The following is a 14,836-nucleotide window of genomic DNA, read 5'->3' on the forward strand; positions in this document are numbered from 1 at the left end:
ACCGAGTTCCACCTTTGGAATGCAGTCAATGTGGGAGCTGGCTTGGCTGCGATAGCGATCCTGAGACCGCCCCGCTTTCAGCCAACCCCACCAACCCTTATAGTTGCCCCATTCCCCGCTTTCTTCGAGATACCCCATGAGTGAGCCCACGCCGTACATCTTCGACGCCACCACCGCCACGTTCGACCAGGCGGTGATCCAGAATTCCTTCGAAAAACCCGTGCTGGTGGATTTCTGGGCCGAGTGGTGCGCGCCGTGCAAGGCGTTGATGCCGATGCTCGCGAAGATTGCCGAGAGTTATCAGGGTGAGTTGCTGCTGGCCAAGGTCGATTGCGACGCCGAGCCAGACGTGGTCTCGCGCTTCGGCATTCGTAGCCTGCCGACGGTGGTGCTGTTCAAGGACGGCCAGCCAGTGGACGGGTTTGCCGGTGCGCAGCCCGAATCCGCCGTGCGCGCGATGCTGGAGCCCCATGTGCAGATGCCGCCACCCGCTGCGGCTGATCCGCTGGAGCAGGCCCAGGCGTTGTTTGCCGAAGGCCGTATCACCGACGCCGAAGCCGTGCTGGTGACCTTGCTGGGCGAAGACAACACCAACGCCGCCGCGCTGATCCTGTACGCACGCTGCCTGGCCGAACGCGGTGAGCTGGGCGAAGCGCAAACCGTGCTCGATGCGGTCAAGAGCGATGAGCACAAGGCCGCACTGGCCGGCGCCAAGGCGCAGATCACCTTCCTGCGCCAGGCCGCCGACCTGCCGGACGCTGCCGACTTGAAAGCCCGTCTCGCACAAAACCCGCAGGATGACGAGGCAGCGTATCAACTGGCCGTGCAGCAACTGGCGCGCCAGCAATACGACGCCGCGCTGGATGGCTTGCTCAAGCTGTTCATCCGCAACCGCAGCTACAGCGAAGGCCTGCCCCACAAAACACTGCTGCAGGTGTTCGAATTGCTCGGCAACGAGCACCCGCTTGTCACGGTTTACCGCCGCAAGCTGTTCGCCGCGTTGTACTGACCCTTACTCGATCCAGCTGTACAGCGGCGTATCCCCGCCGCTGGCCACCTTGACCTTGGCGCTATGGCGCAGGCGCACCAGCAGGCGCTTGCCCGCAGAGGCGCTGCCGGCCAATCCTTCCAGTTGATCAAGCAGTTCCAGCCCGTTGAGTTGGCCGGCCTTGCGCAGCAAGTCCTGCGCGGCTTGCCACAGGCTCTCGTCCAGGTTCCCCGCCGCCGGCGCCACCACGGGCTCGGCACTCGGGGTTTTGCTGGCCTGCAACTGCGCGCCCAGCCGGGCCCAGTCGCCGTCGTCCAGCTCCACGGTCAAGTCCACCGGCAGGTCGCCGACGGTTCCACGAATTCTCAACATCGCACTCACTCCCGCACTTTTCTGACGAGCATGCTCCCACGCGTCTTGCGCTACGCCAAGCAGGCGGTCAAACTCGTCGCAAAATTGTTATAAGATCACATAACAAAACTTTCATCTTTATCCGGGAGCTCCACCATGCGCCGTTTGCTGCTCGCTTTGCCCTTTGCCCTATTGCCACTGGCCATCGCCCAGGCTGCCGACGAGCACGACCATGATCACGAGCACGGCAGCCTGGGTGCTCACGAACACGGTGTCGGCCGCCTCAACGCAGTACTCGACGGCCAGGCCCTGGAGCTGGAGCTGGACAGCCCGGCGATGAACCTGGTGGGTTTCGAACACCTGGCCACCACCGCTGGCGACAAGGCCAAGGTCGCTGCTGCGCGCAAGCAACTTGAGCAACCTTTGGTGCTGTTCAGCCTGCCCAAGGCCGCCGGTTGCGTGATCAGCACCCAGGAACTGAACAGCCCGCTGTTCGGCGACAAGCCTGAAGCCGACCATGACGACGATGACGACCACGCCACCGATGGCAAAGGTGCCGCCGCCCACGAGCATCATCACGACCACAGCGAAATCCACGCTCACTACCAGTTCAACTGCGCCACCCCGACTGCGTTGAGCAACCTCGACCTGACCCAGGTGTTCAAGACCTTCCCCGCCACCCAGAAAATTCAGGTACAACTCATTGGCCCGAGCGGCCAGCAGGGTGTGGAAGCGACGGCGCAGGCAGCTACGCTGAAATTCTGATGTAACCCCCCTTCTGTAGGAGCTGGCTTGCCAGCGATGCAGACACCGCGGTGCTCCAGAAACACCGCGGTGACGCCATCGCAGGCAAGCCAGCTCCTACAGTTGATCGGTGTCATCATTCAAATCGAGCCAGACCACTGATTTCCTATGACCCAAGCACTTATCGAACTGTCTGACCTGGGCTTCAACTGGCCAGGTCACCCGCAGTTGCTGGACATCCCGACGTTTCGCCTGGAGCCGGGCGAAACCCTGTTCCTCAAGGGCCCCAGCGGCAGTGGCAAGACCACCTTGCTGGGCCTGTTGGGCGGCGTGCAAAAGCCCAGTCGCGGCAGCATTCGTCTGCTGGGCCAGGAGCTGACCGAACTCTCGGCCGGCGCCCGTGACCGCTTTCGCGTCGACCACACCGGCTACATCTTCCAGCAGTTCAACCTGCTGCCGTTTCTTTCGGTGCGCGAGAACGTCGAGCTGCCCTGTCACTTCTCCAAGCTGCGGGCGCAACGGGCGATCCAGCGCCACGGCAGCGTCGACCAGGCCGCCGCGACCTTGCTCGCCCACCTGGGCCTCAAGGACAAAAACCTGCTGGAACGCCGCGCCGATTCCCTGTCCATCGGCCAGCAACAACGGGTGGCCGCCGCCCGCGCGCTGATCGGCCAACCGGAACTGGTAATCGCCGACGAGCCGACTTCAGCCCTGGACTACGACGCCCGGGAAGCCTTCATTCAGCTGCTGTTCGCCGAGTGCCGCGAAGCAGGCGCCAGCCTGTTGTTCGTCAGCCATGACCAGAGCCTGGCGCCGCTGTTCGACCGCAACCTGTCGCTGGCCGAACTCAATCGCGCCGCCACGCCCGTAGAGGTTTGAGATGTATTTGTTTCGTCTAGCCATGGCCAGCCTGGCTAACCGCCGCTTTACCGCGATCCTCACCGCCTTCGCCATCGCCCTGTCGGTGTGCCTGTTGCTGGCGGTGGAACGGGTACGCACCGAAGCCCGCGCCAGCTTCGCCAGCACCATCAGCGGCACCGACCTGATCGTCGGCGCGCGCTCCGGCTCGGTGAATTTGCTGCTGTATTCGGTGTTCCGCATCGGCAACGCCACCAACAACATTCGCTGGGACAGCTACGAGCACTTCGCCGCCAGCCCCCAGGTGAAATGGGCGATCCCGATTTCCCTCGGCGACTCCCACCGCGGCTACCGTGTGATGGGCACCAACGAATCCTATTTCGAACACTACCAATATGGCCGCCGGCAGAACCTCGAACTGGCCAGCGGTCGCGCCTTCGCCACCGACCCGTTCGAAGTGGTGCTCGGCGCCGAAGTGGCCGACGCCCTGCATTACAAACTCGGCGACAAGCTGGTATTGGCCCATGGCGTGGCGGTGGTCAGCCTGGTCAAGCACGATGACAAGCCGTTCACCGTGGTCGGCATTCTCAAGCGCACCGGCACCCCGGTGGACCGCACGCTGCATATCAGCCTCGGCGGCATGGAAGCGATCCATATCGACTGGCACAACGGCGTACCGGCCCAGGGCAAAGGCCGGATCAGCGCCGATCAGGCCCGCAACATGGACCTGACGCCGCAAGCCATCACCGCGTTCATGCTCGGCCTGAACAACAAGATTTCCACCTTCGCCCTGCAACGGGAGATCAACGAATTCCGTGGCGAGCCGATGCTGGCGATCCTGCCGGGCGTGGCGCTGCAAGAGCTGTGGAGCATGATGGGCACCGCCGAAAAGGCGCTGTTCGTGATCTCGCTGTTCGTGGTGCTGACCGGCTTGATCGGCATGCTCACCGCGATCCTCACCAGCCTCAACGAGCGGCGCCGGGAAATGGCGATCCTGCGGTCGGTGGGCGCGCGGCCCTGGCACATCGCGACCTTGCTGATCTTCGAGGCGTTCGCCCTGGCATTGTCGGGCGTGATCGCCGGCGTCGGGCTGTTGTATGTGTGCATCGCCGCGTCTCGCGGGTATTTGCAGGCCAACTACGGCCTGGACCTGCCGCTGTCGTTGCCGAGCGAATATGAATGGACCCTGCTCGGCGGTATTCTCGTCGCAGCCCTGCTGATGGGCAGCGTGCCGGCCTGGCGCGCCTACCGGCAATCGTTGGCCGATGGCCTGTCGATACGTTTATGAGGAAGCTGTTGATGCGTCGCGTCGTGCTTGCACTGTTACTGCTGGTGGCCCTGCCTGCCTGGGCTGAAGAGCAGCCCAAGGACCTGTCGTGGCAGGAGATGATTCCGCCCGACGCGCCACCGGAAATTCCCAACATGAAACCGTTGCACGACTTGTCGGGCATGGCGGATGCGCTGTCGGTGGAGTCTGCGCCGGCCGCCAAGCAAGACCTGCCCAACGCGCCAGTCGTACAAAGCCTGGACGGTAAGCACATTCGCCTGCCGGGCTACATCGTGCCGCTGGAAGTCAGCGAAGAAGGCCGTACCACGGAGTTTCTGCTGGTGCCGTATTTCGGCGCGTGCATCCACGTGCCGCCACCGCCGTCGAACCAGATCGTGCATGTCAAAAGCGAGATCGGCGTGAAGCTCGACGAGCTGTACCAGCCGTACTGGATCGAAGGCCAGATGCAGGTCAAACCGTCCAGCAGCGAACTGGCCGATGCCGGTTACCAGATGGATGCCGACAAGATCTACGTGTACGAGTTGCAGGAATAAGCCGTGATTGCGCTTTCATTGAGCTGAGTCAAAAGCTCGAACGTTACGATCTTTACCATTGGACACAAGCAATTAATAACGTCCTTTGGAGCTCCCATGAACAAGTCCCTGCTTGGCGCGTCGCTTGTCGCGCTCGCCCTCGTCGCCCCCGTTGCCCACGCTCACGAAGCGGGCGATATCCTGATTCGCGCCGGCGCCATCACCGTCAACCCGAAAGCGGACAGCAGCAGCGTCAAGGTTGACCAGGGCCCGCTGGCCGGGACCAACCTGGGCGGCAAGGCGACCATGAGCAGCGACACTCAATTGGGCTTGAACTTCGCCTACATGTTCACCAGCCACTGGGGTATCGAACTGCTGGCGGCCACCCCGTTCGAACACGACGTGAAGATCAAGAACACCGCCCTGGGCGCCGCCAACGGCAAGCTCGGCTCGCTCAAACACCTGCCGCCGACCCTTAGCGTCGTGTACTACCCGCTGGACAGCAAGTCGGCGTTCCAGCCGTATGTGGGCGCCGGTATCAACTACACCTGGATCTACGACGAACACGTCGGCGGTCGCGCCCAAGAGGCCGGCTTCAGCAACTTCAAGGCCGAAAACTCCTGGGGCTGGGCCGCGCAGATCGGTGCGGACTACATGATCAACGACAAGTGGATGATCAACGCCCAGGCGCGCTACATCGACATCAGCACCAAGGCCACTGTGGACAATAACGCGCTGGGCCAGGGCACTCGGGCCAAGGTCAACGTGGATGTGGACCCGATGGTTTACATGGTGGGGATTGGCTACAAGTTCTAAACACGCGCTAAGCAACGCAGCCTATCCAAATGTGGGAGCTGGCTTGTGTGAGAGCTGGCTTGCCTGCGATAGCATCACCTCGGTGAGACTGAAAAACCGAGTTGCCTGCATCGCGGGCAAGCCCGGCTCCCACATAAGCCCCGCTCCCACATTTTGTTTTGTGTTGTTCTCAGCTATGCCGGTAAAACCGGTCGAGCAACGCCGGTAACCCGGCCCGCCAGGCCCGCGGCTTGATACCGAAGGTGTGGAGGATTTTCTTGCACGCCAGCACCGCGTGTTGCGGCTCGTCGGCGGCATCCGGGCGGGCGGCGTGGGCCTGGGCGGTCGGGGCTTCCACCGCCAGCGGGTGGAAGTTGCGCGCTTCGGTGAGGATCGCCTGACCCAGCGCCAGCGCAGTGGTCGCCTCTTGGCCGGCGTAGTGGTAGGTGCCCCACAACGGCGCGGCGCAATCGAGTTGCTTGAGCACCGAAATGATCACCCGCGCGGCGTCATCCACCGGCGTCGGGTTGCCCCGGCGGTCGTCAGCCATCAACAGTTCATCAGGCTTTTCGGCGCGGGCCAGGAAGCGCCCGAGGGTGCCGTCGACGCTGTCATCCAGCAGCCAGCCAAAGCGCAACAGCACGTGCTGCGGGCAGGTGGCGCGTACGCTCTGCTCGATGCGCCACAACGCCTGGCCACGCAGGCCTAACGGTACGGGTTCGTCTTTTTCGCTGTAGGCAGTGGCGCGGGAGCCATCGAACACCCGGTAGCTGGACGGTTGCAGCAAGGTAATGCTGTGGTGCTGGCACAGTTCGGCCAGGCGCTCGATCGCATATTCCTGTGCGGCCAGGCGTGTCTCGCTGACCGTCTCCGCCTGAAACCAGTCGAAGTAATAGGCGAGATTGATCAAGGCATCGGGACGGGTGTCGTCGAGCAGTTGCGTGAGACTCGCGGCATCCCAGCCGTCTTGGGGCGGACGCGGGGCGAGGAAACCGATGTCTTCCTCCGCACCGAGGCGAATCAGCGCCTGCCCGAGGGCATTCCCGCCGCCCAGTAACATAAGGCGCATTCGCATAGATTGAGCAGGCCCGGTCTGTTTGGAACGATGGTTATTATCGACAGGCTTGTGAGCCATGCCGTTGGCATTTGCCAGAATCGTTGCATTTTGCGGGTTTGTAGCGCAACCGTCACTTATAAAGTGCGGGGTTGCAAGTTGCCGGGGCTGGCCGCATAAATTGGGTATGAACCTTCCTGAATCAACGGACACGGTCCTGCACGGTTTCCACCCCGCCGTCAGCGCCTGGTTCCGCAGCACGTTCCCCTCGGTGACCGCCGCCCAGGCCCAGGCGTGGCCGCTGATTCGCCAGCGCCGCTCCACGCTGATCGCCGCGCCCACCGGCTCAGGCAAGACCCTGACGGCCTTTCTCGCGGTGCTGGACGACCTGGTCCACCAAGGCCTGGCCAATGGCGGCCAACTGCCGGACCAGACGCTGGTGGTGTACGTCTCGCCGCTGAAGGCCTTGTCCAACGACATCCAGATCAACCTGCAAACCCCGCTGGCCGGCATCACCGAGCACCTGCAACGGCTGGGCCTGCCGCCGCTGGCGATCCGCACCGCCGTGCGTACCGGTGACACCCCGCAGAAAGACCGCGCCCTGATGCGCAAGCACCCGCCGCACATCCTGGTCACCACCCCGGAATCGCTCTATGTGTTGCTGGGCTCGGACTCCGGCCGACAGATGCTCGCCAGCATCCGCACGGTGATCGTCGACGAAATCCACGCCATTGCCGCCAGCAAACGCGGCAGCCACCTGGCCCTGACGCTGGAGCGGCTGCAGGGTTTGTGCCGCGAACCGCTGACCCGCATCGGCCTGTCGGCCACGCAAAAGCCGATCGAAGCGGTATCGCGCTTCCTGGTGGGCACCGACCGCTCCTGTGAAATCGTCGATATCGGCCACGCACGCCCTCGGGACCTGGATATCGAAGTACCACCGGTGCCGCTGTCGGCCGTCATGGCCAACGACGTGTGGGACCTGGTCTACGACCGCCTCGCCGAACTGGCCAGGCAACACCGCACCACGCTGATTTTCGTCAACACCCGGCGCCTGGCCGAACGCCTGGCCCGGCACTTGAGCGAGCGCCTGGGCAAAACTGCCGTCGCCGCCCACCACGGCAGCCTCGCCAAGGAACTGCGCCTGGACGCCGAACAACGGCTCAAGGCCGGCGAACTGCAAGTGCTGATCGCTACCGCGTCGCTGGAACTGGGGATTGATATCGGTGATGTCGACCTGGTGTGCCAGATCGCCTCGCCGGGCTCGATCAATGGTTTTCTGCAGAGAGTCGGACGCTCCGGGCACCAGGTCGGCGGCACGCCCAAGGGCCGGTTGTTCGCCACCACCCGCGACGATCTGATCGAATGCGCCGCCCTGCTCGACTGCGTGCGCCGGGGCGAGCTGGACACCTTGCTGATCCCGGTCGCGCCGCTGGATGTGCTGGCCCAGCAGATCATCGCCGAAGTCAGCTGCCAGGAATGGCAGGAACATGCCCTGCTCACGCTGATTCGCCGCGCCTCGCCCTACGCCGAACTGGATGAGCGCCACTACCAGGCGCTGCTGCAAATGCTCGCCGAAGGCTACAACGGTCGCCAGGGCATCCGCAGTGCCTACCTGCACCGCGACGCCATCACCCGCACCCTGCGCGGCCGGCGTGGCGCCAAGCTCACTGCGGTGACCAGCGGCGGCACCATCCCCGACAACGCCGACTACAGCGTGCTGCTGGAGCCGCAAAGCCTGAACATCGGCAGCGTCAACGAAGACTTCGCGGTGGAAAGCATCGCCGGGGATATCTTCCAGTTGGGCAATACCTCCTACCGCATCCTGCGGGTGGAAGCCGGCAAGGTGCGGGTCGAAGACGCACACGGCCAGCCGCCGACCATTCCGTTCTGGCTCGGTGAAGCACCGGGGCGCAGTGCGGAGTTATCGTTTGCCGTGGCGCGTCTACATGGGCAGTTGGACGAGCTGCTGGCCGCCACGCCGGGCAACCTGCAAGCGGCACTCGACTGGCTCACCGGCACCCTCGGATTGAACCTGGCCAGCGCCGAGCAACTGGTGGATTACCTGGCGCGAGCGCGGCTGGCATTGAGCGCGCTGCCGTCCCAGGACACGTTGATCATGGAGCGGTTTTTCGACGAGTCCGGCGGCACCCAACTGATCATCCACACGCCGTTCGGCAGTCGCATCAACCGCGCCTGGGGCCTGGCGTTGCGCAAGCGTTTTTGCCGCACCTTCAACTTCGAACTGCAAGCCGCCGCCAGCGAGGATGCGATCGTGTTGTCGCTGTCTACCAGCCACAGCTTCGAGCTGGACGAGGTGTGGCGCTACCTCAACAGCAACACGGCCGAACACATCCTGATCCAGGCGGTGCTGGATGCGCCGCTGTTCGGCGTGCGTTGGCGCTGGAATGCGGGCGTCGCTCTGGCGCTGCCGCGTTATACCGGCGGGCGCAAGGTGGCGCCGCAGATCCAGCGCATGAAGAGTGAAGACCTGATCGCCAGTGTGTTCCCCGACCAGATCGCCTGCCTGGAAAACCTCGCCGGCGAGCGCGAAGTGCCGGAGCATCCGCTGGTGGAACAAACCCTCGACGACTGCCTGCACGAGGCCATGGACAGCGAAGGCTGGCTGGCCCTGCTGCGGCGCATGGAGCGCGGTGAAATCCGCCTGATCAGCCGCGACCTGCCGGCGCCGTCGCCGCTGGCGGCAGAGATTCTCAGCGCCCGCCCCTACACCTTTCTCGATGACGCTCCACTGGAAGAGCGCCGCACCCAGGCCGTGCTCAACCGGCGCTGGAGCGACCCGCAAAGCACCGACGACCTCGGCGCCCTGGATGCCGAGGCGATTGCCGGTGTACGCGAGGAAGCATGGCCCGCGCCCAATGGCCTGGACGAGATGCATGAGGCGTTGATGAGCCTGGCGTGCATCGCTGAATCGGAAGTCACGCCGCAGTGGGCCGAATGGCTGCAAGCCCTGGCCGACGGTGGACGCGCCAGCCGTTTGCCAATTGGCACCGACCAGGCGGTTTGGGTGGCCGTGGAACGCTTGAGTTGCTTGACCGCGATCTATCCGAATGACCTGCCGCTGCTGCCCGGCTTTGATGAACCCTGGACCTTCGACGAAGCCCTGGTGGAAGTGCTGCGGGCGCGCCTGAGCGGCTTCGGCCCGTTGACGCTGATTGAGATCGCCGCGCCCCTGGCCTTGCCGGTGGCCGACGTGTCCCAGGCACTCACACGGCTGGAAAGCGAGGGCTACGTGCTGCGCGGCCGTTTCAGCCCTGGCGCCAGCGACGAACAATGGTGCGAGCGCCACCTGCTGGCGCGCATTCACCGCTACACGGTCAAGCGCCTGCGCCGGGAAATCGAACCGGTGGCGTTGCAGGATTTCATGCGGTTCCTGTTCGACTGGCAGCACCTGTCAGACGGCACTCGCGGCCAGGGCAGCGCGGTGTTGCCGCAGATCGTCGCGCAGTTCGAAGGCTACGCCGCCGCCACGTCGGCCTGGGACAGCGACTTGCTCAGCGCACGGATCAAGGATTACTCGCCGAGTTGGCTCGATGATTTATGCCGCAGCGGCAAGGTGGTGTGGACGCGCCTGAGCAACAAGGCCGGCGCGACGGCCCTGCGCAGCACGCCGGTGGTGTTGCTGCCTCGCAGCCAGGTGCCGTTGTGGAGTGGGTTGACCGAAGCACCGGACAGCACCGAGCTGTCGCCCAAGGCGCAGAAAGTCCATCAGGCGCTGCGGGAAAACGGCGCGCTGTTTTTCGATGAATTGGTCCACGAAGCCCACCTGCTGCGCAGCGAACTGGAAACCGCCTTGCAGGAACTGGTGGGCGCCGGGCTTGCGAACGCCGACAGCTTCGCCGGCCTGCGCGCCCTGACCACGCCCGCGAGCAAGCGCCAGGCTCGTAGCAGTCGGCGTGGACGCGGGGCATTTGTGGGCGGGATGGACGACGCAGGGCGTTGGGCCCTGGTACGGCGCGCGCCGGGAACTGTCGGGCCGCATTCGGCAGAAACCCTGGAGCATGTGGCGATGACCTTGCTGCGCCGCTACGGCGTGGTGTTCTGGCGCCTGCTGGAGCGTGAGGCGGATTGGCTGCCCAGTTGGCGGGAACTGCTGCGCACCTTTCATCGGCTGGAGGCCCGGGGCGAGATTCGCGGCGGGCGGTTTGTGAGTGGTTTGGCGGGGGAACAGTTTGCGTTGCCGGAAGCGATCCCGCTGCTGCGGGAAGTTCGCCGGCGGCCTCATGACGGCAGCTTGATTGCCGTGTGCGGCGCCGACCCGCTGAACCTGGTGGGCACGCTGCTGCCGGGTAGCAAGGTGCCGGCGTTGAGCGGTAACCGGCTGGTGTACCGGGATGGCGTGCCGGCGGCGGTGGAGATTGCCGGGAAGCAGCAGGTGTTGTTGGAGCTGGATCAGCAGGTGGCGGGGTTGGTGCGGGAGAAGTTGGTCCGCCATTGAAGCCCTGAATGCTTTCCATGTGGTGAGGGAGCTTGCTGTGGCGAGGGAGCTTGCTCCCGCTGGAGTGCGCAGCGCTCCCGCTTTTTTTGGGGCCGCTACGCAGCCCAGCGGGAGCAAGCTCCCTCGCCACAGCAAGCTCCCTCGCCACAGGGTTTATTGGGTGCGCGGCTGCTCCGTCAGCACCACCGACGAAGGCGCCTCCTCTTCCGGCTCATCCACCTGCTGCCCCACCCGCTGCGGCAACATCACCTGCTGTGGATAAGTTTGCGCGAAGTGAACAAAGGCACAGTTATCCACAAGCTTTTTCAAGCGCTGGTTAAACGCACGGCTCACCGCATATTGCCCGCCCGACACCGTCCGGAACTGCGCCGTCAGCACCACACCGTTAAGGTCCATCTTGTCGACGCCAAACACCTCCAGCGGCCCTTGCAGGTTGTACTTGAGGAACACGTCATCGCGGATCGACTGCCCCGCCTCGCGGATCAATTCCACGGCCTTGTCGACATCGGTGTCATAGGTGAACTGCACCGAGAAGAATGCATAGGCGAACTGCCGCGACTGGTTGGTGACGGCCTTGATCTGCCCGAACGGCACCGAGTGCACAAACCCCTTGCCGTCCCGCAGGCGCAGGGTGCGGATGGTCAGGCCCTCGACCGTGCCGGCGTGGCCGGAGTCGAGCACCACCCAATCGCCAATCGACAGGGTGTCTTCGATGATGATGAACAGGCCGGTGATCACGTCCTGCACCAGTTGCTGGGAGCCAAAACCAATGGCCAGCCCTACCACCCCGGCACCCGCCAGCAGCGGTGCGACGTTGATCCCCAGGTTGGCCATGGTAGTGATCGCACAGATCACCACCAGGATGATTTTCACCGCGTTGCGCAGCAGCGGCAGGATAGTTTTCACCCGCGTGCTTGGCTGGCGGCTGGAGCGTTTGTTGACCGGGGGTTTCAGCGCTTCCTGAATCGCGGTGTCGAGCACCACCCAGAACAGCCAGGTCACCAACAGGATCAACCCGATGCTGCTCAGGGAGTCGCTGATCGCCCGGCCCACGGAGTTACGCTGGGCAAATTCAAACAGCGACACGCCCCAGATCCGCCCGAGGATTTCGATAAAGGCGATGGCCATCACGATGCGCAACAGCGCATGCAGCAGGCTGAGGAACCGCTCCTTGTAGGCGCTGCTGCGCTGCACCGCCACCGTGCTGCGGGACTGGAACAGGTGCTGCAACACCGTGCTGAGAAACACCGTGCCAATCAGCAAAATCGTGGTGAACAGCGCGCAACGCAGGGCTTTCTGGCTGTCGTCACCAGCGCCGATCAGGTTGATGGCCGACACCAGCACCATCAACAGAATCGGCCAATACCACAGCCCGGAAAACACCCGCAGGGATTGCTGCACCGCCGGGTGTTTCAAGCGTTGGGCCAAAGGCCGGTTGCGGATCAAATGCGCCACCGGCCGACGCAGGCGAATCACCAGCATGCCGAAGATTACCGAGGCAAACAGCCCGGTGAAGATCGCGACGCTGGCGGTGATATTGCCCCCCAGCTGGCGGGCGATCTGCGGGCTGGTCAGCGCATCGCTGAGGGCGGCGAGGAAGCCGATCAGGAACAGGGGCTTGGGGCAGTAGTCACGAATAATCCGCACGGCCGGGCGCTTGTGGCCGACGTTGAACATGACGATGACGCACAGCAGCATCGAGGTGGAAAAAATACCGCTGCTGGTGGCGTAGGCAAAACACAGCGCCAGCGCGCGGCCCACGGACGTGGGCAGGAAGTGGCTGACGTAGAGCGTCAATGGCAGGCAGATCAAGGCGGGGATCGTGTAGGGAATCAGGTAACCCAGCAACGCCTGAAGGCGCTGGCGTGGTGCGATATGCCGCTGCTGGTTCAGACGCTTGACGAGGAACCGACCCAACAGGGTCAACATCGCAAACGCGCCGATCCACACACCGGACAACAACAGGAAATCCCCGGCCACACTCCATGAGGAACGCTCGGACGGCTGGTTGACCAGCTTGTCTACCTCGTCTGCCGCCCGATCGGCCCGCAGGCGCCAGGCGTCGATCAGATTCTGGTTGAGGTCGAGTTTGTCCTGCACACCATCGATGCTGGAACTGATGGCGCCGAGCAGGCCGCCTTCCACCAACAGTTCCGGCTTGGCCGGGGTGGCAGGCTCTGGAGCCGCGGGAGCGGTGGCCGCTTGCAGCGCGCCACTGCTGCAAAACAGCAGCGTACCAAGCAGTAGCACAGTCTTTAAATTCAACAAAACACCGGGCTCCTTCAGAAGGGTCTGTAAGGAACTGACGGGTTTGAGGCGCGATCGTTCCCCAGCACGTGGATCCGTGCGCTACAGGCAAATATCAAATGCCAATACCTGTCTTTTTCCGCACAAGCCAACCGCCGAGACTGCGCTCCTGATTGAAACCCACCGGAGTTGCAGCCATGCCCATTGCCTTGCTCGCGCTGACCCTCAGCGCTTTTGCCATCGGGACGACCGAGTTCGTCATCGTTGGCCTGTTACCTACCATCGGCGCCGACCTTGGCGTAGACCTGCCGTCTGCCGGCCTGCTGGTCAGCCTCTACGCCCTGGGCGTGGCCATCGGCGCGCCGGTGCTCACCGCCCTCACCGGCAAAGTGCCGCGCAAATTGCTGCTGTTGTCGCTGATGGTGCTGTTCACCCTCGGCAACCTGCTGGCCTGGCAGGCGCCGAGTTATGAATCCCTGGTGCTGGCACGGATCGTCACCGGCCTGGCCCACGGGGTGTTTTTCTCGATTGGTTCCACCATCGCCACCAGCCTGGTGCCCAAGGAAAAAGCCGCCAGCGCGATTGCCATCATGTTTACCGGCCTCACCGTGGCGCTGGTGACCGGTGTGCCGCTGGGGACGTTTATCGGCCAGCATTTCGGCTGGCGCGAAACCTTCCTCGCCGTCTCGGCCCTGGGCTTGATCGCGTTTATCGGCAGCCTGCTCTATGTGCCGAACACCATCGCCCACAGCAAACCGGCGTCGCTGTTGCAGCAACTGCAAGTGCTTAAACAACCAAGGTTGCTGTTGGTGTACGCCATGACAGCAGTTGGTTACGGCGGCTCGTTCATCGCGTTCACTTACCTGGCGCCGATCCTCCAGGACATCTCCGGGTTCAGCGCCGGCACCGTCAGCCTGGTGTTGCTGGTGTACGGCATCTCGGTGGCCGTGGGTAATATCTGGGGCGGCAAACTGGCCGACAAACGCGGCCCGATCAGCGCCCTGAAAATCATCTTCGCCCTGCTCGCTGCCGTGCTGTTCGTACTGACCCTGACCGCCGGCAACCCATGGCTGGCCCTGGCCACGGTGCTGGTGTGGGGCGCGGTCGCTTTCGGCAACGTGCCCGGCTTGCAGGTGTATGTGGTGCGCCAGGCGGAACATCACACACCGAACGCGGTGGACGTGGCCTCGGGCTTGAACATCGCAGCGTTCAATTTGGGGATCGCCGGTGGCGCGTGGGCCGGCGGCTTGATCGTCGCTCACATGGGCTTGATCCACACCGCGTGGATTGGTGGCTCGGTAGTGTTGGTGGCGTTGGCGCTGACGGCCTGGAGCGGTCGACTTGACCGCTTGGGCCCGGTGTATGCCGAGAGCTCGACCCGGGTGGTTGGCGGGCACTGATCCAGCAGGACAAACACAAAACACCTGTGGGAGCCGGGCTTGCCCGCGATGGCGGTGGGTCAGTGGCATCAATGTCTGCTGACACTCCGCAATCGCGGGCAAGCCCGGCTCCCACAGTGGGTAGGTGCCGTCTGTAGGACCAT

General features: G+C 63.8%; 11 protein-coding genes. 8 read left to right on the plus strand and 3 right to left on the minus strand.

Going from position 1 to position 14,836, the window contains the following annotated elements; all coding sequences use genetic code 11:
* Positions 1-136 precede the first annotated feature (136 nt).
* Positions 137-1,009 carry a thioredoxin gene (gene trxA / locus HX875_RS23315; protein WP_177046112.1) on the plus strand — a complete coding sequence of 291 codons (873 nt, stop codon included), beginning with the start codon at positions 137-139 and terminating at the stop codon, positions 1,007-1,009.
* A gap of 3 nt (positions 1,010-1,012) precedes the next feature.
* On the opposite strand, the gene HX875_RS23320 is transcribed toward trxA, so the two are convergent.
* Positions 1,013-1,360, minus strand: coding sequence for a hypothetical protein (locus HX875_RS23320; protein ID WP_177046114.1), 348 nt, complete (start codon positions 1,358-1,360; stop codon positions 1,013-1,015).
* Positions 1,361-1,495: 135 nt separating this feature from the next.
* Between HX875_RS23320 and HX875_RS23325 the strand changes: the two genes are divergently transcribed.
* From HX875_RS23325 to HX875_RS23345, 5 genes are all read left to right on the plus strand, one after another.
* On the plus strand, positions 1,496-2,104 hold the full coding sequence (locus tag HX875_RS23325; RefSeq protein ID WP_177046116.1) for a DUF2796 domain-containing protein: 609 nt from the start codon (positions 1,496-1,498) through the stop codon (positions 2,102-2,104).
* Positions 2,105-2,251: 147 nt separating this feature from the next.
* Positions 2,252-2,962, plus strand: coding sequence for an ABC transporter ATP-binding protein (locus HX875_RS23330; protein WP_177046118.1), 711 nt, complete (start codon positions 2,252-2,254; stop codon positions 2,960-2,962).
* 1 nt (position 2,963) lies between these two features.
* Complete coding sequence (locus HX875_RS23335) at positions 2,964-4,229, plus strand: ABC transporter permease (RefSeq protein ID WP_177046120.1); 1,266 nt, start codon at positions 2,964-2,966, stop codon at positions 4,227-4,229.
* 11 nt (positions 4,230-4,240) lie between these two features.
* Complete coding sequence (locus HX875_RS23340; protein WP_177046122.1) at positions 4,241-4,762, plus strand: DUF3299 domain-containing protein; 522 nt, start codon at positions 4,241-4,243, stop codon at positions 4,760-4,762.
* Between the two features lie 96 nt (positions 4,763-4,858).
* A complete protein-coding gene (locus tag HX875_RS23345) occupies positions 4,859-5,557 on the plus strand; it encodes an OmpW/AlkL family protein (protein ID WP_010174644.1) in 699 nt (232 codons plus the stop codon).
* A 169-nt stretch (positions 5,558-5,726) separates the two neighbouring features.
* Here HX875_RS23345 and HX875_RS23350 read toward each other — a convergent pair whose 3' ends face one another.
* The gene (locus tag HX875_RS23350; RefSeq protein ID WP_177046124.1) at positions 5,727-6,611 is read right to left on the minus strand and encodes a sugar nucleotide-binding protein; all 885 of its coding nucleotides are present in this window, start codon (positions 6,609-6,611) and stop codon (positions 5,727-5,729) included.
* Positions 6,612-6,777: 166 nt separating this feature from the next.
* On the opposite strand from HX875_RS23350, the gene HX875_RS23355 reads away from it, so the two are divergent.
* Positions 6,778-11,046: an Lhr family helicase gene (locus tag HX875_RS23355; RefSeq protein ID WP_177046126.1), complete on the plus strand. Its 4,269-nt coding sequence runs from the start codon at positions 6,778-6,780 to the stop codon at positions 11,044-11,046.
* Positions 11,047-11,199: 153 nt separating this feature from the next.
* Here HX875_RS23355 and HX875_RS23360 read toward each other — a convergent pair whose 3' ends face one another.
* Positions 11,200-13,314, minus strand: a complete 2,115-nt coding sequence (locus HX875_RS23360; protein WP_177046128.1) for a mechanosensitive ion channel family protein — start codon at positions 13,312-13,314, stop codon at positions 11,200-11,202.
* A gap of 176 nt (positions 13,315-13,490) precedes the next feature.
* Between HX875_RS23360 and HX875_RS23365 the strand changes: the two genes are divergently transcribed.
* Positions 13,491-14,693 carry an MFS transporter gene (locus HX875_RS23365; RefSeq protein WP_177046130.1) on the plus strand — a complete coding sequence of 401 codons (1,203 nt, stop codon included), beginning with the start codon at positions 13,491-13,493 and terminating at the stop codon, positions 14,691-14,693.
* Positions 14,694-14,836: the final 143 nt, after the last annotated feature.

The organism is Pseudomonas yamanorum (assembly GCF_013386765.1).
In the GTDB taxonomy this organism is placed as follows: domain Bacteria; phylum Pseudomonadota; class Gammaproteobacteria; order Pseudomonadales; family Pseudomonadaceae; genus Aquipseudomonas; species Aquipseudomonas yamanorum_A.